This window comes from Saccharopolyspora hirsuta, from assembly GCF_008630535.1.
GTDB classification, from domain to species: Bacteria; Actinomycetota; Actinomycetes; order Mycobacteriales; family Pseudonocardiaceae; genus Saccharopolyspora; species Saccharopolyspora hirsuta.
The window spans coordinates 205,002-225,947 of sequence record NZ_VWPH01000009.1; the positions used below are offsets into that span (position 1 = coordinate 205,002).

Genomic DNA, 20,946 nt, shown 5'->3' on the forward strand with positions numbered 1-20,946 from the left:
ACGGTCCCCTGAGGTGCGGTCGGGTGGGTGGTCGGTACGGGTCGGCACAGGTTGAGCGGGGCCCCTCATGCGCGCCTCCGGTGGAGGAGGAGGGCGAAGAACGGGGCTCCGGTGAAGGCCGTGATCACGCCGATCGGGATCTCCGCCGGGGCCAGCAGGGTGCGGGCCAGCATGTCCGCCAGCACCAGGAACGCGCCGCCGAGCAGCAGGGACATCGGCACGATGATCCGGAAGCTGCCGCCCATGCCCAACCGCACCAGGTGCGGCACCACCAGGCCGACGAACCCGATCAGCCCCGCCGTCGACACCGCGGCCGCGGTGGCCAGCGACGCCGCCACGAGCACCAGGAACCGCACCCGTGCCGGGTGCACCCCGAGCGCGGCGGCCTCCTCGTCCCCGGTGCCCAGCAGGTCCAGCAGCCGCGCGCAGACGCACAGCACGACCGCCGAGATCACCAGGTACGGCAGCACGATCAGCACTTCCCGCCAGCCCGTGGTGGACAGCCGCCCGAGGATCCACATGTAGACCTGCTGCAACGACTCCACCCGCAGCTGCTGCACGAAGGTCTGCCCGGCGGTGAGGAACGCCCCGACGGCGACCCCGGCCAGCACCAGCGTGGTGGTCTCCCGGCCCGCCGACCGCCCGACCAGCCAGGTCAGGCCGACCCCGCCCAGCGCCCCGGCGAAGGCCGCGGCCTGCACCGGCACGGACAGCGCGGCCTGCGGCGCACCGGTGAGCACCACGGTGACCGCGAGGCCCGCACCGGCCGCCGCGCCCAGCAGGTACGGATCGGCCAGCGGGTTGCGGAACACGCCCTGGAACGCCGCCCCGGACACCGCCAGCGCCGCGCCCACCAGCACCGCGAGCACCACCCGCGGCACCCGCAGGTACCAGAGGATGGCCGCTTCGCGCTCCGACAGCGGCGACTCGCCGCCGGTGAGCTGCGCGACGACCTCGGCGAGCACCCGCCGCCAGCCCAGCTCGGCCGCGCCCAGCAGCACCGACAGCACCACGCTGGCCAGCAGCACCGCCACCCCGATCACCAGGTGCCGGGGGCGCAGCTTGGTCTGCGGCAGGGCGCGCCCGGTCACCTCTGCTGGGCCTTGGTGATCCCGTCTGCGATGGCGCGCACCATCTCGGTCACCCGCGGGCCCCACCGGCTCGCGACGTCGTCGTCGAGCTCGACGACCAGGCCGTCGCGCACCGCGTCCAGCGTGCCCCAGCCGGGCCGGGCGCCCACCGCGGCGCTGGTGACCTGGCAGCACTTGGTGTCCGCCAGGAAGATCAGGTCCGGGTTGGCCTGCAGGATGTGCTCCTCGGACAGCTGCGGGAAGCTGGTCTCCGCCGGGTCCGCGATGTTGTGCATGCCGAACAGGCTGTAGACGTTGCCCACGAAGCTCGCCGAGGTCGCGGTGTAGAAGTCCGGGCTGATCTCGTGGTAGTAGGTCAGCGGCTCGGCCGGCTTCGGGGTCTTGCGGACGATCTCGTCGATCTCCGCGCGCGTCCGGTTGACCAGCTCGGTGGCCTGCTGGGTGTGCCCGGTGGCCTGGCCCAGCACCTCGATCTGCCGGTAGGTCTCGTCCAGGTTCGCCGCCGCCGGGGTGAGCAGCGTCGGCACGTCGGCCGCCTCCAGGCCCTTGGCCAGCTCGGCCGCGCTGTCCGGGGCGATGACCAGGTCCGGCTCGTTCGCGGCGAGCGACGCGGCGTCGGCCTCGAACGCCGACGCGACCTTCTTCTTGGACCGCGTCGCCTCCACCGGGTAGTTGGACAGCTGGTCGACGGCGATGACCTGGTCCCCGGCGCCGATGGCGAAGAGCGTCTCGGTGGCGGTCGGGGACAGCGAGATGATCCGCTTCGGCTGCTGCGGCAGGGTCACCGGGGGTTGGCCGGGCAGCTCCACCTTGACCGGGAACGCCGAAGCCGGGTCGTCGGCCGGGGCGGTGGTCTGGGAGTGGGGTCGGGTGGCGCACGCCGTGACCCCGATGAGCAGGGCCAGTGCGGCGAGCAGCAGGGTGGCGAGTCGGCGGAGCCCGGTCATGTCTTCCCTACGGTTTCGGCCGGTGCGTGCAGGGCGCGGCCGGGGCGACCGGACACCGCACCCCTGCACCGGGGGTGGCGGACATCGACACCACGCGCAAGGCGACCTGGCTCGTGCCCGGCGGCGGACCGGGCCATCGCAGTTGCGGCACAGCACCGGGTTCGCACCGGTTTCGCTTGGCGCTGGCGTCCCGCGAGCACCCGCGAACGGGTGCTCTGAGCTGGAAAGATATCAGGGACCGATCAAGCCGCCGAGCGGCTGCGGGGTGTCCTCGCGCACGGGGCTACCCTCGCGGCGACCCAGCGGTTAGATTTGGCGACGCATCGTGTCCACCGGCGCCCGGTCCGAACGGTTGGCGGGGCGCACCTCCGCCGGAGGAGAAGCAGCTGGGCCAGGGTGCGGACCGCCATCGTCAGGCAAGCGGCGAAGCCGCTTCCAGCGGTAAACCGCAATCGCGACGCATGACCGGCACCGCGCGGTGGGGGTCGCATGCGCCGCAGGCGCATTGCCCACCCTCGCAACTCGCACCGCCGCGGGTTCTCAGAGATCACCTGGCGAGGGCAGCCCGAACGCCGCGTATTGGACATGCTCAAGTTCGGGATCCCGCAGCCAGGGGCCTCTGAGGTTCCGCTACCCGCACCGCTACGCAGAGGAAGAAGAGCCCAGTTCCGTAACCCACACGGGTGCGTTACAACAAGATGGTCAGCATCACTTCTGGAGTGCTGCTTCCGGGTATCGTGGCTGTTAAAGTTCTCTAAACGCTCCGGTCGCGAGCGGGCTCTCGAAAGCCCGAAAACTTCTGTCGCGACACCGGAAGTCATCTGCGGGCCAGCGTCGTCCCGTGCCCAGAGGTGAAGTCAGACCGGTCCGGCCGTCGGCTTCCAGCACGAGAAATGACGAGGGAGGTCTGCGCAGTGGTCTTCTCCGCCGTCCCAGCAGCCCAGGGCCTGTACGACCCGGCTGCGGAGCAGGATTCCTGCGGTGTCGCCATGGTCGCCGACATCCGCGGGCGCCGTTCCCACGGCATCGTCGCCGATGCGCTGACCGCGCTGGCGAACCTGGAGCACCGCGGGGCCGCCGGCGCCGAGCCGACCAGCGGCGACGGTGCGGGCATCCTGATCCAGCTCCCGGACGAGCTGCTGCGCGCCGACGCCGGGGTCGAGCTGCCGGATGCCGATGCGGCCGGGCAGCGCCGCTACGCCGCGGGCATGGCGTTCCTGCCCGCCGACCCCGAGCAGCGCCGCCGCGCGGTGGAGCTGGTCGAGCGGATCGCCGCCGAGGAGCAGCTGCGCGTGCTGGGCTGGCGCGACGTGCCGATCACCCCGGAGAAGGCGGGCGTGGGCACCACGGCGCTGAAGTGCATGCCGCACTTCGCGACCCTGCTGGTCGCCGGGCTGGGCGACGAGTCCGGGCTGGAGCTGGATCGCCTGGCGTTCTGCCTGCGCAAGCGCGCCGAGCGGACCGCCGCGAAGGAGGGCCTGGAGCTCTACTTCCCGTCGCTGTCCAGCCGGACCATGGTCTACAAGGGCATGCTGACCACCGAGCAGCTGCCCGCGTTCTTCCCGGACCTGACCGACGAGCGGCTGGTCAGCGCCATCGCGCTGGTGCACAGCCGGTTCTCCACCAACACCTTCCCGTCGTGGCCGCTGGCGCACCCGTTCCGCTACGTGGCGCACAACGGCGAGATCAACACCATCCGCGGCAACCGGAACCGGATGCGGGCCCGCGAGGCGCTGCTGGCCTCCGACCTGATCCCGGGCGAGCTGTCCCGGCTGTACCCGATCTGCGCCGAGGACGGCTCGGACTCCGCCTCCTTCGACGAGGTGCTGGAGCTGCTGCACCTGGGCGGTCGCAGCCTGCCGCACGCGGTGCTGATGATGGTGCCGGAGGCGTGGGAGAACCACGCCGAGATGGACCCCAAGCGCAAGGCGTTCTACCAGTTCCACGCCAGCCTGATGGAGCCGTGGGACGGCCCGGCCTGCGTCACCTTCACCGACGGTTCGCTGGTCGGCGCGGTGCTGGACCGCAACGGCCTGCGCCCGGCGCGCTGGTGGCGCACCGCCGACGACCGGGTGGTGCTGGCCAGCGAGACCGGCGTGCTCAACGTCGACCCGTCCGAGGTGGTCGCCAAGGGGCGGCTGCAGCCGGGCCGGATGTTCCTGATCGACACCGCGCAGGGCCGCATCGTCGACGACGAGGAGATCAAGTCCGAGCTGGCCGGTGAGCACGCCTACGAGGAGTGGTTGCACGCCGGGCTGCTGAACCTCGACGAGCTGCCCGACCGCGAGCACGTGGTGCACACCCACGAGTCGGTGGTGCGCCGCCAGCTGGCCTTCGGCTACACCGAGGAGGAGCTGAACCTGCTGCTGGCGCCGATGGCCACCAGCGGTGGCGAGCCGCTGGGCTCGATGGGCGCGGACACCCCGCCCGCCGTGCTCTCGCAGCGCTCGCGGATGCTCTACGACTACTTCGTGCAGCAGTTCGCGCAGGTCACCAACCCGCCGCTGGACGCCATCCGCGAGGAGATCGTCACCTCGGTGGCGCGCGTGATGGGCCCGGAGCAGAACCTGCTGGCGCCGTCGGCGGCGTCCTGCCGCCACATCGTGCTGCCCAACCCGGTCATCGACAACGACGAGCTGGCCAAGCTCATCCACGTCAACGACGACGGCGACCTGCCCGGCTTCGCCTCCGCGGTGCTGTCCGGCCTCTACGAGGTGGACGGCGGCGGCGAGGCGCTGGCCGACGCCATCGAGCGGGTCCGCGAGGAGGCCTCCGAGGCGATCGCCGCCGGTGCGCGCGTGCTGGTGCTCTCCGACCGCGACTCCGACCACCGGATGGCGCCGATCCCGTCGCTGCTGCTGGTCTCCGCGGTGCACCAGCACCTGGTGCGGACCAAGGAGCGGCTGCGCGTGGCGCTGGTGGTGGAGAGCGGTGACGCCCGCGAGGTGCACCACATCGCCACGCTGCTCGGCTACGGCGCCGCGGCGGTCAACCCGTACCTGGCGTTCGAGACCATCGAGGACATGATCGCCACCGGGCAGATCACCGGCGTCCGGCCGAAGGTGGCGATCCGCAACTACGTGCAGGCGCTGGTCAAGGGCGTGCTGAAGGTGATGTCCAAGATGGGCATCTCCACCGTCGGCGCCTACACCGCCGCGCAGGTCTTCGAGGCCGTGGGGCTGTCCGCCGACCTGGTCGGCGAGTACTTCGAGGGCACCACCTCCAAGCTCGACGGCGTCGGGCTGGACGTGCTGGCCGAGGAGGTCGCGCAGCGGCACCGCCGCGCCTACCCGGACAACCCGACCGAGCGGGTGCACCGCAAGCTGGAGATCGGCGGCGACTACTCCTACCGCCGCGAGGGCGAGCTGCACCTGTTCACCCCGGAGACGGTGTTCCTGCTCCAGCACTCCACCAAGACCGGCAAGTACGACGTGTTCCGCAAGTACACCGCGGAGTGCGACCGGCTGTCGGCCGAGGGCGGCACGCTGCGCGGGCTGTTCAAGCTGGACAGCGGCCGGGAGCCGATCGACATCGACGAGGTCGAGCCGATCTCGGAGATCATGAAGCGGTTCTCCACCGGCGCGATGAGCTACGGCGCGATCTCCGCCGAGGCGCACGAGACGCTGGCGATCGCGATGAACCGCATCGGCGGCAAGTCCAACTCCGGCGAGGGCGGCGAGGACGTCGACCGCCTCTACGACCCGGAGCGGCGCTCGGCGGTCAAGCAGGTCGCCTCCGGCCGGTTCGGCGTGACCAGCGAGTACCTGGTCAACGCTACCGACATCCAGATCAAGATGGCGCAGGGTGCCAAGCCCGGCGAGGGCGGCCAGCTGCCCGGCCACAAGGTCTACCCGTGGGTCGCCAAGACCCGGCACTCGACGCCGGGCGTCGGGCTGATCTCGCCGCCGCCGCACCACGACATCTACTCCATCGAGGACCTGGCGCAGCTGATCCACGACCTCAAGAACGCCAACGAGCACGCCCGCGTGCACGTCAAGCTGGTCTCGGAGATCGGCGTCGGCACGGTCGCGGCGGGTGTGTCCAAGGCGCACGCGGACGTGGTGCTGATCTCCGGCCACGACGGCGGCACCGGCGCCGCGCCGCTGACCTCGCTGAAGCACGCGGGCACGCCGTGGGAGGTCGGGCTGGCCGAGACCCAGCAGACGCTGCTGCTCAACGGCCTGCGGGACCGCATCACGGTGCAGGTCGACGGCGGGTTCAAGACCGGCCGCGACGTCGTGGTCGCCGCGCTGCTGGGCGCCGAGGAGTACGGCTTCGCCACCGCGCCGCTGGTGGTCGAGGGCTGCGTGATGATGCGCGTCTGCCACCTCGACACCTGCCCGGTGGGCGTGGCGACCCAGAACCCGGAGCTGCGCAAGCGCTACACCGGCCAGGTCGACCACGTGGTGAACTTCTTCGAGTTCATCGCCCAGGAGGTGCGCGAGTACCTGGCGCAGCTGGGCTTCCGCACCCTGGACGAGGCGATCGGCCAGGTCTCCGCGCTCGGCGTGGACGAGGCGGTGCAGAGCTGGAAGGCCCGCGGCCTGGACCTGACCCCGGTGTTCGCCGAGCCGCAGACCCCGTACTCGCCGGTGCGGCGCCGGGTCCGCGAGCAGGACCACGGCCTGGACCGGGCGCTGGACCGCACGCTGATCCAGCTCGCCGAGGCGGCGCTGGAGGACGCCCGCCCGGTGAAGCTGCAGCTGCCGGTGCGCAACGTCAACCGCACCGTCGGCACGCTGCTGGGCGCCGAGGTCACCCGCCGCTACGGCGGCGAGGGCCTGCCCGCCGACACCATCCACGTCGAGCTGGAGGGCTCGGCCGGGCAGTCGCTGGGCGCGTTCCTGCCGCCGGGCGTCACGCTGGACATGGTCGGCGACGCCAACGACTACGTCGGCAAGGGCCTGTCCGGCGGGCGGATCGTGGTGCGCCCGCACCCGGATTCGGCGTTCGCCGCCGAGGACCAGGTGATCGCGGGCAACGTGATCGGCTACGGCGCGACCAGCGGCGAGATCTTCCTGCGCGGCAAGGTCGGCGAGCGCTTCGGCGTCCGCAACTCCGGTGCGCTGCTGGTGGCGGAGGGCGCCGGTGACCACGCCTTCGAGTACATGACCGGCGGTCGCGCGGTGGTGCTGGGCGGCACCGGCCGCAACGTCGGCGCCGGCATGTCGGGCGGCATCGCCTACGTGCTGGACCTGGACCCGGTGCGGGTGAACACCGCGATGGTGGAGCTGCAGCGGCCCAGCGCCAAGGAGCTGAAGTGGCTGCACGAGATCGTGCAGCGGCACCGCGAGCTGACCGGTTCGGCGGTGGCGGCCTCGCTGCTGGGCGACTGGCCGCGGCGCTCGGCGGCGTTCCGCAAGGTGATGCCGCGCGACTACCAGCGGGTCCTGGAGGCCATGCGGATGGCCAAGATCGAGGGCCGGGACATCGACGAGGCGATCATGGAGGCTTCCCGTGGCTGACCCGAGGGGATTCCTGAAGCACACCCGGGCCGACGCCCCCAAGCGCCCCACCGACGACCGGCTGGGCGACTGGCAGGAGGTCTACGCGGCGCTGTCCGCTGAGGACCGCAACGCCCAGGTCTCCACGCAGGCCTCGCGCTGCATGGACTGCGGCATCCCGTTCTGCCACTCGGGTTCGGCAGGTTGCCCGCTGGGCAACCTGATCCCGGAGTGGAACGACATGGTGCGCCGCGGCCAGTGGCAGGCGGCCAGCGACCGGCTGCACGCCACCAACAACTTCCCGGAGTTCACCGGCAAGCTGTGCCCCGCGCCGTGCGAGGCGGCCTGCGTGCTGGCGATCTCCCCGGAAGCGGGCGGCGCGGTGACCATCAAGCGGGTCGAGGAGACCATCGCCGAGGTCAGCTGGGAGAACGACTACGTCGCCGCGCAGGTGACCGAGGCGCACACCGGCAAGCGGGTGGCCGTGGTCGGCTCCGGCCCGGCCGGGCTGGCGGCGGCCCAGCAGCTGACCCGCGCCGGGCACGAGGTGACCGTCTACGAGCGCGACGACCGCATCGGCGGGCTGCTGCGCTACGGCATCCCCGAGTTCAAGATGGAGAAGTCCGTCCTGGACCGGCGCTTGGCGCAGATGCGCGACGAGGGCACGAAGTTCATCACCGGCTGCGAGGTCGGCGTGGACCTGTCGGTCGAGGACCTGCGGGCCGGTTACGACGCGGTGGTGCTGGCGGTGGGCGCGCTGCGCGGCCGCGACGACACCACCATCCCGGGCCGGGAGCTCAAGGGCGTGCACCTGGCGATGGAGCACCTGGTCCCGGCGAACAAGGAGTGCGAGGGCGACGGCCCGGCGTCGATCACGGCGCAGGGCAAGCACGTCATCATCCTCGGCGGCGGCGACACCGGCGCGGACTGCTACGGCACCGCGACCCGCCAGGGCGCGCTGTCGGTGACCCAGCTGGACAACTACCCGCAGCCGCCGACGTCCCGCGACGACGACCGCTCCCCGTGGCCGACCTGGCCGTACATCCTGCGCACCTACCCGGCGCACGAGGAGGCGGGCGAGCGGAAGTTCGCGGTGGCGATCGAGTCGTTCGTCGGCGACGACGAGGGCAACGTGCGCGCGGTCCGCCTGCGCGAGGTGAAGGTCCAGCGCGACGAGAACGGCCGCCGCCAGGTGGTCCCGATCTCCGACGAGGTCGAGGAGCTGCCCTGCGACCTGGCCCTCCTGGCGATCGGCTTCGAGGGCGTCGAGCACATGCCGCTCCTGGACGGCCTGGGCATCGACCTGACCAAGCGCGGCACGATCGGCTGCGGCTCCAACTGGGAGACCACGGCCCCGGGCGTCTTCGTCTGCGGCGACGCCCACCGAGGAGCCTCCCTGGTGGTCTGGGCGATCGCCGAAGGCCGCTCGGTGGCCAACGCGGTGGACGCCCACCTCACCGGAGCCTCCCAGCTCCCGTCCCCGGTCCACCCGACGGCCTTGCCGCTCGCGGTCTGACCTGCTGACCCGAAGGGCGCCTTCGCCGGAACCACCGGCGTAAGGCGCCCTTCGCGCATCCCGGGCTTTCACACCGGTTGACCGGAAAGAGCGTGCGGTCCGTCCTGTGTGGATCGATGCTCCGGACAGCGAACACCGTGGGGCGTGGAGCTCTGACCGAGCCGTTGGCTCGTCAGGGGGTCACGATGTTGAAGTCGGGGTTTGGTTCGTCGAGGACTTCGGTGAGGGCTCGCAGGCGGGTCAGGTCGCCGTCGTGGTCGATGCCGGTCAGGTCCTGGTTCTTCAGCAGGGCGGGCAGCTGGCGCTTCGTCATCGTCAGCGTCAGCTGGGCGGCGGGGTCTGGCTTGGTGTCGCTGTGGTGGGTCAGGACTCCGTTGGCCAGGCGCAGGTGCCAGATCTTGTTCTCGTCGGTCAGCTCCCAGTCCATCGTGATGGTGCGGTCCCACGCCTTCGGGCCGTTCACGCGGATCGCCACCGAGTCGATGAGCTGGTCCACCGTGAGCGCGGCCAGCATGGTCGGGCTGCTGCTGGACAGGGCCGTCGGCTTCTTGCCCTCGCGGAGCTCCTTCGCCGCGGTCAGGTAGAAGTTGCGCCACACCGCGTTCTCCATGCCGTGGCCGAGCTGGTCGTAGACCTTCGCGAGCTCCTGCTTGGGCTTCTCGTCGTCCGGCTCGGCGAAGACGCAGTGGTTCAGCAGCGTGGCCGCGAAGCGCAGGTCGCCGTTCTCCGCGTAGGAGCGGGCGCGCTTGATCCCGTCCGCGACACCGCCCATCACCTGCACCCAGCGCTTGGACTGCTCGACCGGCGGGTGCTCCCAGAGGTGGGCCGGGTTTCCGTCGAACCAGCCCATGTAGCGCTGGTAGATGCCCTTGACGTTGTGGTTGAGCGATCCGTAGTAGCCGCGGACCGCCCACGCGCTGTTCAGGGCCGGTGGCAGTTCGAGGAGTTCGGCGATCTCGCTGCCGGTGTGGCCCTGGTTGATCAGCCGCAGGGTCTGGTCGTGCAGGTACGCGTACAGGTCGCGCTGCTCGGCGAGCACCCGGTTGAGCTGTTCGGTGCCCCAGGTCGGCCAGTGGTGGCTGCCGAAGAGGACCTCGGCCCGGTCGCCGAACAGCACGAGGGTCTCGCTCAGGTAGCGCGACCACTGCCGGGCGTCGCGCACCTGCGCACCGCGCAGCGTGATGATGTTGTGCATGGTGTGCGCGACGTTCTCCGCCATGCACAGCGCTTCGAGCTCCGGGAAGTAGATGTTCATCTCGGCCGGTGCCTCGGTGCCCGGCGTCAGCTGGAACTCGATCGCGATCCCGTCGACGGTCCGGCGCTGACCGGTCCCGGTGATCGATTCGGTCGGCGGTACGAGGCTGCTCGTCCCGGTGGCCACGGCCTGGCCGAGACCGCAGCCGATCTGCCCGTCGGGTGCGACGTCGAGGTGGTCGCCGTACATGTACGCGGCGCGGCGGCTCATGGCGGCGCCCGCGTAGACGTTCTCGGTGACCGCGTGCTCCATGAAGCCCTCGGGGGCGATGATCGGAACGTTGCGGGCGTCGGGCGGCAGGATCCCCTCGGTGCCGCCGAAGTGGTCGACGTGCGAGTGGGTGTAGATGACCCCGGTGACGGCTCGGTCGCCGCGGTGCGCGCGGTAGAGCTGCAGCGCGGCCGCCGCGGTCTCGTTGCAGGTGAGGGTGTCGATCACGAGCACACCGGTGTCGCCTTCGACGAAGGTCGTGTTCGCCAGGTCCAGGCCGCGGACCTGGTAGATGCGGTCCGAGACCTGGTACAGGCCTTGACGGGACGCGAGCTGGCCCTGCCGCCACAGGCTCGGGTCGGCGGTGTCGGGCGCCTCGCCGGTCAGGAAGGAGTAGGCATCGGCGTCGTGGACCACGGTGCCGTCCTCGGCCGTGACCTTCCCCGGCTCCAGCGCACCGAGGAACCCGCGGTCGGCGTTGGCGAAGTCGGCGCGGTCGGCGTAGGGGAGCCCGGTCGTGTCGGTCGGGAACCGCCTACCGGCGCCGACGGTGCCCGCGGGTCCCGTCGTCGTGCACGAGGTCAGCGTCATCGCTGCGGCGGCCGCCCCGGCGCCGACCACGAACTTCCGCCTGTTCACCGGTTTCACGAAATACCTCCGGATCGCTCGTCTCGGACCCCTCCGCAACCCCCACTGTGCCTGCGGGAAAACAATTAAAGCGACCGTTTTAGACAACTAAAGCGAGTGTTTTACACGACATTGACGAGCGTGTTCCGGCTGATCAGACTGGGTGGGTGGACACGCGCTCGGAACTGCTGCTCGCCGCGGAGCGGCTCTTCGCCCTGCACGGCATCGACGGGGTCTCGCTGCGCCAGATCGCCGCGGCGGCGGGGCAGCGCAACGTGGCCGCGGCGCACTACCACTTCGGGGACAAGGCGAAGCTGATCGGCGCGATCTTCACCAGCCGTCTCGCGCACATCGACCAGCGCCGGGCCGAGCTGCTCGACCAGGCCCGAGCGAGCCGCCAGGACGAGGACCTGTGGTCCCTGTGCGACGTGCTCGCCCGCCCCTTCGCGGAACAGGCGGCGCGGCCGGGCAGCCACTACGCGCGATTCGTCGCCCGGCTCTACGAGCACGCCGGTCACACCATCGAGGCGCTGCCCGAGTACGGGTTGACCGGCAGTGCGGAAGAGGTGGTCGGCCTGCTCGGGAAGCTGCTGGCCGAGCGGCTGCCCGGCCCGGTCGCGCAGTACCGGGTCGAACTCGCCGGACGGCTCCTCATCACCGGGACGGCCGACCTCGAACAGCACGCCGAGCGAACCGGCGGTCTGGACGAACAACGCCTGCTCTGGCTGACCGACGCACTCGCCGGACTGCTCACCGCTCCCGCGAGGTGACCCGCTCGGGCGAATGGGGCACTTCGCCCAATCTCCTTTCGCGGTGCGGTTTTCTCGGTGAACTCGGCCCGAGCGGGGGCTCGGCGGCTTAGGATCTCGCGGGAGCCCGGCTGGGGTTGGGCCAGGTTTGTCCGAAGTGGAATTGTCGTGGGGGAGTTGTGGATTTCCGCAAGAGTTCGGTTGTTCTGATCGCTTCGGTGATCGCTGCGATCATCGCCATCGTGCTCGGTGGGGTGGGGACCGCGCTGGTGATCGGGTGGTTCGACCAGGGCGGCCGGATGCCGGTGCTGTTCCTCGCCTCCCCGGTGCTGGTGGTGTTCGGGATCGTGTTGCTGGTCAACAGCTTCCGGCCGTTCGCGATGCGGATCGACGAGCGCGGGATCCTGCTGAAGCACTCGGCCAAGAAGGTGCGGGTCGCGCTGGGGTGGCAGTACATCGCCCACGTCTCGGTCGAGGAGCTGCCCAAGCCGAAGGGGGAGAAGGGCACCGCGACCTACCTGACGGTGTGGCCGCATGGCGGGGCGAATCCCGGTGTGCCGCAGGACTGGGTGATCCAGCGCAACGGTTGGGTCGGGTACCGGCTGATCGACGTCGAGGACATCCGAGAGGACAAGGAACAGCTCAGCGCTGCCCTGTCCCGTTACGCCGCCCCGATCTTCCGCTGATCCGCTGTCGGCCGTCGTGAGCACTTTCTGGCGATATAACACCAGAAAGTGCTCACGGTTCGTCAGATGCCGCGCAGGACCTCGGGGAGGTCGCCGGTGTGGAGGACGCCGAGGCGTTGTGTCGCTCGGGTCAGGGCCACGTAGAGGTCGTTGAGGCCGCGCTCGGACTCCTCGGCGATCGCCGCCGGTTCCACCAGCAGGACCGCGTCGAACTCCAGGCCCTTGGCCTGCTCCACGGTCAGCAGGGCCACCGGGGAGTCCAGGTCGTCGGGGCGGGTGCCGAGGGTGGCCTCGGGCAGCGATTCCGCCAGCTGCGGGCCGATCTCGGCCAGCACCTGCGGCGGCATCAGCACCGCGAGGCGGCCTTCGCCGATCTCCCGCAGCTCCGCGGCGACCGCGTCCGGCAGCCCGGTCGCCAGGTCCGGAACGCGGCGGGCCCAGGGCTGGTGGCCGCTGGTGCGCACCGAGGTCGGCGCCGCCAGGTCGGTGTCCATCTCGGCCAGGACCTCGGCGGCCACCGCCATGATCTCGGCCGGGGTGCGGTAGTTGACGGTCAGCTCGACCAGCTTCCAGCGGTCCTGCACGTACCGGTGCAGCACCTCGTGCCAGGAGTTCGCCCCGGCCAGCGCGCCGGTCTGGGCGACGTCGCCGACCAGCGTCATCGACCGGCTGGGGCAGCGGCGCATCAGCACCCGCCACGCCATCGGCGACAGCTCCTGGGCCTCGTCCACGATCACGTGCCCGAAGGTCCAGGTGCGGTCCTCGGCGGCGCGCTCGGCGGCGGTCAGGTCGCTGCGGGCGCGGAACCGCTCCGCGAGCAGCTCCGCGTCGAGCACGTCGGAGACCCGCAGCCGCTCCTCGTCGGCGATCTCCTCGTCCTGCTCCATGATGTGCAGAACGCCTTGCGCGTAGGCGAGTTCTTCGCGCTCCTGGCGCTCGCGCTCCGCGCGGGCCTGCGCGTCGTCCTCGCCGAGCAGCTCGGCGAGCTCGTCCAGCAGCGGCACGTCCGCCGGGGTCCACGGCGCACCCGCGGCTCGCTGCAGCTCCGCGCGCTCGTCGTCGTCGAGGTGCTTGCGGGTCGCCGAGGCCAGGCGGTCCGGGGAGCTGAGCAGCTCGTCGAGCAGCTGCTGCGGGGTGATCTCCGGCCAGAGCTCGTCGAGCGCCCGGTCCACCTCCGGGTCGGCGCGCAGCTCCACGTTGATCTCGTCCAGGTCGCGCCGGTCGAGCAGGTCGCGGCCGAGCCGGTCGGCGACCTGCAGGGTCAGCGCGGAGAACATCTCGTTGCGGAAGATCCGGCGCGCCAGGTTGTGCGGCTTGCGGGAGCGGCGGGCGCGGGTGCGGGCCTGCGTCGCGGTCTTGCGGTCGATGCGCAGCGGCTCGCGGTCGAAGATCACCTCGACGTGGTCCGCGGGCACCTGCTCGCGGTCGCGGACCGCCGCGGTGAGCACGTCCACCATGCTCTCGCGGCCCTTGATCTCCGCCGCCCGCGCGGATTCCCCCGCGGTCGCGGTGATCCCCGGGTACAGACCGCCCACAGTGGACAGCAGCACGCCGGTCTCGCCGAGGGAGGGCAGCACCTGCCCGATGTAGCGCAGGAACGTCTCGTTCGGGCCGACGACCAGCACACCGCGCTTGGACAGCTGCTCGCGGAACGTGTAGAGCAGGTAGGCCGCGCGGTGCAGCGCCACCGCGGTCTTGCCGGTGCCCGGCCCGCCCTGCACTACCAGCACGCCGTTCATCCCGGCGCGGATGATCCGGTCCTGCTCGCCCTGGATGGTGGCGACGATGTCCTGCATCTGGCCGGTGCGGCGGGCGTCCAGCCGCGCCAGCAGCGTCGCCTCCCCGGCCAGCCCGAGGTCGCTGCCCTGCTCGGCGGCGTCGAGGTCGAGCACCTCGTCCTCGTAGTCGAGGACCTTGCGCCAGCTGGTGCGCAGGTGCCGTCGGCGGCGCACCCCGTCGCGCGCGGCAGCGGTGGCCAGGTAGAACGGCCGGGCCGCCGGGGCGCGCCAGTCCAGCAGCAGCGGCTCGTACTCGTTGTCCTCGTCGAACAGGCCGAGCCGACCGACGTGGAAGGTCTCACCGCTGTCCATGTCCAGCCGCCCGAAGCACATCCCGTGCTCCACCGCGCTGAGCTGGGTGAGCTTGTCGGTGTACATCCTGGTGGAGATGTCGCGCTCGGTGCGCGCCTGCGGCGGACCGCCGCTGTCGCGGAGCGTGTCCTTCAACCGCTGCGTGGTCTCCTGCCGCAGGGCGTCGAGCTTGTCGTACAGCACGGTGAGGTACTGCTGCTCGGCTGCGATCTCCTGCGCGCGGACGGCGTCCCGATCGGATCGGGCGTTGGACAATTGCGCCACCTCGTACCTGGGGGATGGGAGAAGCCCGGCTCCGGGGCCCGACCCGCCAATATACCGCGCGAGGCAGCGGGGGTCGTGAGTGCGAAAACCGGCTCCAACCGGCTTTCGCACTCACGAGCTCACAGCACCGCGGACAACCCCAGGATCACGCCGAACGAGACCACCGAGAGCAGCGTCTCCATCGCCGACCAGGTCTTCAGGGTCTGCCCGACGGTCATCCCGAAGTACTCCTTGACCAGCCAGAACCCCGCGTCGTTGACGTGCGAGAGGAACAGCGAGCCGGAACCGATGGCCAGCGCGACCAGCGCGCCCTGCGCGGGCGGCAGCCCCATCACCATCGGCGCGACCATCCCGGCCGCCGAGATGGTGGCCACCGTCGCCGAACCGGTGGCGACCCGGATGCCGACCGCGATCAGCCAGCCCAGCACCAGCGGCGAGAGGTGCGCCCCGCTGGCCAGGTCGGTGATCATGGTGTTCACCCCGGAGTCGACCAGGGTCTGCTTGAAACCGCCGCCCGCGCCGACGATCAGGATGATCCCGGCGATCGCGGGCAGCGAACCGCCGACCACCTCGGACAGCCGGTTGCGGCTGAACCGGGCGCCGGTGCCGAGCACCACGATGGCGATCAGCACGGTCAGCATCATGGCCACGACCGGCTTGCCGATGGTGTCCAGCACCCGGTAGCCGAAGGTGTCCTCGGCCAGCAGCAGGTCGGCCACGGACTTGCCCAGCATCAGCACGACCGGCAGCAGCAGCATCGCGACCGCGGCGAAGAAGCTGGGCCGCTTCTCCGGGGCGGTCTCGGTCGAGGACTTGCCGAGCAGGTGGGTGGCCGGGGGCAGCTGCACGCGCTTGGCGATGAAGGAACCGAACACCGGCCCGGCGATGATCGCGGTCGGGATCGAGACCACCACGCCCAGCGCGAGGGTGATGCCGAGGTCGACGTTCAGCGCGTCCACTGCGGCGAGCGGGCCGGGGTGCGGCGGCACGAGGCCGTGCAGGATCGACAGCCCGGCCAGCGCGGGGATGCCGATGCGCAGCATCGGCTGCTCGGCGCGGCTGGCCACCATGACCACCACCGGGACCAGCAGCACGACGCCGACCTCGAAGAACATCGGCAGGCCGAGCAGCGCGGCGATGAACACCATCGCCCACGGCAGGGTCCGGTTGGTGGTGCGGCGCAGGACCGTCTCCACGATCTGCTCGGCGCCGCCGGTGTCGGTGAGCAGCTTGCCGAGCATCGCGCCCAGCGCGACCAGGAGGCCGACGTCGCCGACGGTCTTGCCGAGTCCTTCGGTGAAGGTCGAGACCAGGTCGCCGAACGGCATCCCGGCCACCACGCCGAGCGTGGTCGCGCCGAGGGCCAGCGACAGGAAGGGGTGCAGCTTCGCCCAGCTGATCAGCACGACGATGACGGCGATGCCGGCCAGGGCCGCGGTGAGCAGGCGGGTGTCGTTCGCGGTCCACGCGCCGGCCTGCGGGGCCTGGGCGAGGACGGCGGCGAGGCTGCCGGAAAGGCTGGATGGCATGGGAGGGCTCCTCGTTGAGCAGCTGGTGCGCGGCACAGCCTAAGCAATAAGTATGACTTTATCGCCATGTGGACCGATTAAGTATGTCTGTTGTTCCCGTCACGCGTGCTCGGCGGCCTATGTTTGGGGACGTTCAACGGCGAAAGGGGCGAAATGGGCGGCGGGCTGCACGGCAGGGTCCTGGACGTGCTGGGGCGCGAGATCGCCGCCGGCGCGCACCCGCCCGGAAGCGTCCTGCGCACCGACGAGATGGAGCAGCGGTTCGGCATCTCCCGCAGCGTGGCCCGCGAGGTCGTGCGCAGCCTGGCCTCGATCCGGCTGGTCGTCGGCCGCCAGCGGGTCGGCATCGTGGTCCGCCCCCGCGAGGACTGGAACGCCTTCGACCCGCAGCTCATCCGCTGGCTGCTGGCGGCCGACCGGACCGCGCAGCTGAAGACCCTGGCGGAGCTGCGCACCGCGGTCGAACCGATGGCCGCGGCGGCGGCCGCCCAGCGTGCCGCCGACGAGGACGCGGCCCGGCTGGTCGCGCTCTCCGAGCGGATGGTGGCCACCGCGCGCGCCGGTGACCTGGACACCTTCATGGCCGCCGACGTCGAGTTCCACCGCCTGGTGCTGCGGGCGTCGGGCAACGAGATGTTCGCCCAGCTGCACGAGGTCGTCGAGGAACTGCTGCGCTGGCGGACCGGGCACGGCCTGATGCCGGAGCACCCGCGCCCGGTCGCCGTGCGCCTGCACTGCGAGATCGCCGAGTGCATCCGCAGCGGTGACCGGGCGCGGGCCGAGGGGGCCATGCGCGAGCTGGTCGCCGAGGCGCTGGAGGGAACCCTGTCCGGGCTGTCGGAGACCGCCCGCGGGTAGACCGCACCGGTTCTGGCTCCGGGGCGGGCGGCCGAGCGAGCCGGACGGGGGACGGCTCCGGGGGTGCTGCGGCCGGTCGGGGGCTCCGGGGTCCGTCGTCCGGCATGCCGCGATTTCAATGGAAATCGGACATCTGATTTCCATTGAAATCGCGTTGGCCCGGGGTCAGTAGCCCATGTAGCTGCCGCCGGAGCGGACGCCGGAGACGCCGGGGACGTCGGCGACCGAGCCGTACCGCGAGATCGCGTAGCGGGTCGCCGCGATGATGTTGTCCACCGGGTTGTAGATGTCCTCGTGGCCGGGCAGCGCGAAGGACTGGAAGGTCGGCTCGATGGTCTGCATCAGACCGATCGACGGGGTACCGGCCGCGGCGTTGGAGTCCCAGTTGTTCGTGGCGCTCGGGTCGCCGTTGGACTCGTGCATGATGATCGTCCGGATCGCCTCGGCGTCGACCTGGTCGCGCGAGATCCCGTTCTGCTCCATGACGCGGATCGCCTCGTCGATCCAGGCGCCGATCTGGTCGACCGGCTTCTGCTCGACCGGCTCGACCGGCGGCTGCTCGGGGGCGGGAGCGGCTTCCGGCGCGGGCGCGGCCTCGGGGGCGGGCTGCGCGGCCGGGGCCGGTTCGGCCGCCGGTCGGGGGGCGGCGGCCGGTTCCGGGCGGAGCGGGACGGCCTGGTCGATGGGGGTGACCACGGCCGCGGTCTGCACCGCGGGCTGCTGGGGCTGGGGGCCGCCGACGCCGGCGAGCACGCCCAGCACGCCGAAGGCCGCTGCGGCGGTACCGAGCTGCAGCGCCCGCGTCTTCGGGGGGACGCGGTGCTGGCGGTCGGATTTGTCGCCGAGGAACGCCGCGCGCAGCCAGCTCGCCGTGTTCGGCACCGCCCTCTCCCAACGGTGCCAACCGGTCGGCCGGGGATCTCGGTCGTCGGGGGTTCGGTTGTCGGGGGAAATCGGTTCGGGGGTCACGAGGCACCAGAATCCAGTACGGAGAGTGCACGCGCACCGAGGTTTGCACGTACGCAGGTACCTAGATTCGACCGAACGAGGGACTTAACGCGGGGTTTCGACTACTCAAAGTGAGATTCCATCGTCGAGCGCCGCGAGCGATCTGCGAGGGGTGTGCCGCCCGCCACGACCCTAGTGCCCGGCCGATCAAGCGAGCACGCGGGTACCCGGGTGTCCGAAGGGTGCGTTTTCGCGCGAACTCGGCATCCCGCACGAGGCGGCGATCTCGCGCGAGATCAGCGCGGCGCGGTGTCGCCCGCTTCGCTCGCGGTGCGCTGGGCGGCCACCCACCCGGCGATCTGCGCGCGCGAGGAGAAGTCCAGCTTGGTCAGGATGTTCTGCACGTGGCCCTCCACCGTGCGCTGGGCGATGACCAGGTTCTCCGCGATCTCCTTGTTCGTGCTGCCCTGCGCGACCAGGTCCGCGATCTGCCGCTCGCGCCGGGTCAGCGGCATCGGGTGCACGTTCTCCTCGGTGCGCGCCCGCGCGTGCCGCTTGGCCTCCAGCGCGAAGTCGATGATGTGCGGCACGGACAGCCGACGGCCCCGGTCGAAGGCCTCCTGGAAGGCCTCCTCGCCCAGCGCCGTGCGGGTCTGCGCCTGGTGCTCGTCGTGGTCGGTGGCGAACCGGGCCCAGAAGCCGGGCGCGGCGGACACGACGTCCCAGACCGACGAGGCCGCGCCGAACAGCCGGGCGGCGCGGTCGTGCTTGCCCTGCCGCTGGGCGATCCAGGCGAGGGTGTCGATGCTGAACGCGATGCCCAGCCGGTTGTCCAGCTGCCGCTGCAGCCGGAGCGCCTTCTTCGCCGCGGCCTCGGCCCGCTCCAGGTCCCCGCGCAGCGCCTCGACCTGCGCCGACGCCCACAGCGCGTAAGAGCGCCAGTACAGCTCGCCGTGCTCGGTGGACAGCCGGATGCACTCGGCCAGCAGCTCCAGACCGGCCTCGTGCTCGCCGTTGAGCCCCTTGACCATGCCGAGCCCGAACAGCGCGAACAGCTCACCGGGCAGCGACTCGCGCTTGCGGAACTGCCCCAGCGCGTCCTCGACCAGCGAGGCCGCCCGGGACGCGTCGTTGCCCGCGAACGCCGCGAGCCCGCGCACCAGCGCCAGGTACGGCTTCTCGGCGTCCTCGCCGCGCTGCGTGGCCAGCACCGTCGCCTGCTCCAGCGTCGACTGCACGGTGTCCAGATCGCCGTGCAGCAGCGCGAACCAGGCGCTGACCCGCAGCGCGCGCACCCGTTCGGGCACCTCGCGCGGGGTGCTGGCCAGCACCTGGTCCAGCCAGTGGCGCGCCTCGGCGTTGAGCCCGCGGATGACCCAGTACTGCCACAGGTCGGTGGCCATGCCCAGCGCCGCGCCCGCGGTGTCCGGGTTCGACGCGGCGGTCTGCAGCGCGGTCCGCAGGTTGCTCTGCTCGTTGCGCAGCCGCTGCACCCAGGCGATCTGGTCGGGGCCGATCCAGTCGGCGGCGAAGCGCCCGGCGAGGTCGCTGAACCACGCCAGGTGCCGCTGCCGGACGGCCGCCAGCTCGCCGAACTCCTCCTCGAGCTTGTCCTGCCCGTACTCGCGCAGCGCGTGCGGCAGCCGGAAGCGGGCCTCGCCGCCGTCCTCCTCGCGCAGCAGCACGGACTTGTCCACCAGCGAGTGGACCGCGCTCAGCACGTCGGAGTCGGACAGGCCGTTGCCCGCCACGTGCTCGGCGGCGGCCAGGTCGAAGGTGCCGGAGAACACCGACATCCGCGCCCACGCCAACCGGTCCTGGTCGGAGGCCAGCTCGTAGCTCCAGTCGATCAGCGCGCGCAGCGTCTGCTGCCGCGCCGGGGCGCCGCGGCGGCCCTCGGTGAGCAGGTCGTACCGCTCGGCGAGGCGCTCCTCCAGCTGCTGCAGGGACAGCGAGCGCAACCGCACCGCGGCCAGCTCGATCGCCAGCGGGTTGCCGTCGAGGTGGTAGCACAGCCGCATCAGCGCGGTGGCGTTGTCGGTGGTCACCTCGAACTCGGGCACGGCGGCCCGGGCCCGGTCGATGAACAGGCGGACCGAGGCGAACTGCTCGTAGGCCTCCGGCGGCGGCAGGTGCTCGACGTCGGGCACCTGCAGCGGCGGGACGACCATGGTGGCCTCGCCCGCGACGCCGAGGGACTGGCGGCTGGTGGCCAGCACCCGCACGCCCGGGCACCACCGCACCACCGCGTCCACCAGCAGCGCGACGTCCTCGATCACGTGCTCGCAGTTGTCCAGCACGAGCAGCATCTCGCGGTTCTTGAGCTGCTCGATGACGGTGTCCAGGTCCTCGCCCGTGGTCGGGCCGCCGATGCCGAGCTGCTCGATGACCGCGTCGACCACCAGCGAGCCGTCCCGCACGTCCTCCAGCCCGACGCACCACGCCTTGTCCCGGAACGAGCGGCGCATGTTCCCGGCGACTCGCATGGCCAGCCGGGTCTTGCCGACGCCGCCGGGTCCGGTGAGGGTGACGACCCGGGATTCGGCGAGCAGCCGCTTGGTGAGGGTGATCTCACGGCGCCGGCCGACGAAGCTCGTGACGTCGGCCGGGAGGTTGCCCGCTGGCTCCCGCACACGGGCTCGCGCAGTAGAGACCACGCCCCGAGCTTAACCGTCGAAATGCCCGCTGACCTGCGATCTTGCTCCCGCGCACGCCTCGTCACCCAGAAGGGT

At 71.4% G+C, this 20,946-nt stretch carries 12 protein-coding genes; 5 read left to right on the top strand and 7 right to left on the bottom strand.

Going from position 1 to position 20,946, the window contains the following annotated elements:
- Window positions 1–65 precede the first annotated feature (65 nt).
- The gene (locus F1721_RS20910) at window positions 66–1,091 is read right to left on the bottom strand and encodes a FecCD family ABC transporter permease (RefSeq protein WP_150068420.1); all 1,026 of its coding nucleotides are present in this window, start codon (window positions 1,089–1,091) and stop codon (window positions 66–68) included.
- Entirely contained in the window at window positions 1,088–2,038 is a 951-nt protein-coding gene (locus tag F1721_RS20915) for an ABC transporter substrate-binding protein (protein ID WP_150068421.1), read from the bottom strand. Before F1721_RS20915 ends, F1721_RS20910 begins: the two co-directional genes overlap by 4 nt.
- Before the next feature lie 914 nt (window positions 2,039–2,952).
- On the opposite strand from F1721_RS20915, the gene gltB reads away from it, so the two are divergent.
- Both gltB and F1721_RS20925 read left to right on the top strand, forming a co-directional pair.
- Complete coding sequence (gene gltB / locus F1721_RS20920) at window positions 2,953–7,503, top strand: glutamate synthase large subunit (protein WP_150068571.1); 4,551 nt, start codon at window positions 2,953–2,955, stop codon at window positions 7,501–7,503.
- Complete coding sequence (locus F1721_RS20925) at window positions 7,496–8,998, top strand: glutamate synthase subunit beta (RefSeq protein ID WP_150068422.1); 1,503 nt, start codon at window positions 7,496–7,498, stop codon at window positions 8,996–8,998. Before gltB ends, F1721_RS20925 begins: the two co-directional genes overlap by 8 nt.
- 172 nt (window positions 8,999–9,170) lie before the next feature.
- On the opposite strand, the gene F1721_RS20930 is transcribed toward F1721_RS20925, so the two are convergent.
- Window positions 9,171–11,102, bottom strand: a complete 1,932-nt coding sequence (locus tag F1721_RS20930) for an alkyl/aryl-sulfatase (protein WP_246155210.1) — start codon at window positions 11,100–11,102, stop codon at window positions 9,171–9,173.
- 155 nt (window positions 11,103–11,257) lie between these two features.
- Between F1721_RS20930 and F1721_RS20935 the strand changes: the two genes are divergently transcribed.
- Window positions 11,258–11,860 carry a TetR/AcrR family transcriptional regulator gene (locus tag F1721_RS20935; RefSeq protein WP_246155211.1) on the top strand — a complete coding sequence of 201 codons (603 nt, stop codon included), beginning with the start codon at window positions 11,258–11,260 and terminating at the stop codon, window positions 11,858–11,860.
- A gap of 197 nt (window positions 11,861–12,057) precedes the next feature.
- Entirely contained in the window at window positions 12,058–12,525 is a 468-nt protein-coding gene (locus F1721_RS20940; RefSeq protein WP_150068424.1) for a hypothetical protein, read from the top strand.
- A gap of 62 nt (window positions 12,526–12,587) precedes the next feature.
- On the opposite strand, the gene F1721_RS20945 is transcribed toward F1721_RS20940, so the two are convergent.
- A complete protein-coding gene (locus tag F1721_RS20945) occupies window positions 12,588–14,870 on the bottom strand; it encodes a HelD family protein (protein WP_150068425.1) in 2,283 nt (760 codons plus the stop codon).
- A 128-nt stretch (window positions 14,871–14,998) separates the two neighbouring features.
- Window positions 14,999–16,408, bottom strand: coding sequence for a GntT/GntP/DsdX family permease (locus F1721_RS20950; protein WP_150068426.1), 1,410 nt, complete (start codon window positions 16,406–16,408; stop codon window positions 14,999–15,001).
- 153 nt (window positions 16,409–16,561) lie between these two features.
- Here F1721_RS20950 and F1721_RS20955 point away from each other — a divergent pair, with 153 nt between their 5' ends.
- On the top strand, window positions 16,562–17,266 hold the full coding sequence (locus F1721_RS20955; protein WP_150068427.1) for a FadR/GntR family transcriptional regulator: 705 nt from the start codon (window positions 16,562–16,564) through the stop codon (window positions 17,264–17,266).
- Between the two features lie 165 nt (window positions 17,267–17,431).
- On the opposite strand, the gene F1721_RS20960 is transcribed toward F1721_RS20955, so the two are convergent.
- Entirely contained in the window at window positions 17,432–18,148 is a 717-nt protein-coding gene (locus F1721_RS20960; RefSeq protein ID WP_246155212.1) for a transglycosylase SLT domain-containing protein, read from the bottom strand.
- Between the two features lie 362 nt (window positions 18,149–18,510).
- Window positions 18,511–20,871 carry an ATP-binding protein gene (locus tag F1721_RS20965; RefSeq protein ID WP_150068428.1) on the bottom strand — a complete coding sequence of 787 codons (2,361 nt, stop codon included), beginning with the start codon at window positions 20,869–20,871 and terminating at the stop codon, window positions 18,511–18,513.
- Window positions 20,872–20,946 lie beyond the last annotated feature (75 nt).

Coding starts and splice junctions, on each gene's coding strand:
- F1721_RS20915 (WP_150068421.1), bottom strand. CDS start 2,038: ATGACCGGGCTCCGCCGACTCGCCACCCTGCTGCTCGCCGCACTGGCC.
- F1721_RS20950 (WP_150068426.1), bottom strand. CDS start 16,408: ATGCCATCCAGCCTTTCCGGCAGCCTCGCCGCCGTCCTCGCCCAGGCC.
- F1721_RS20955 (WP_150068427.1), top strand. CDS start 16,562: ATGGGCGGCGGGCTGCACGGCAGGGTCCTGGACGTGCTGGGGCGCGAG.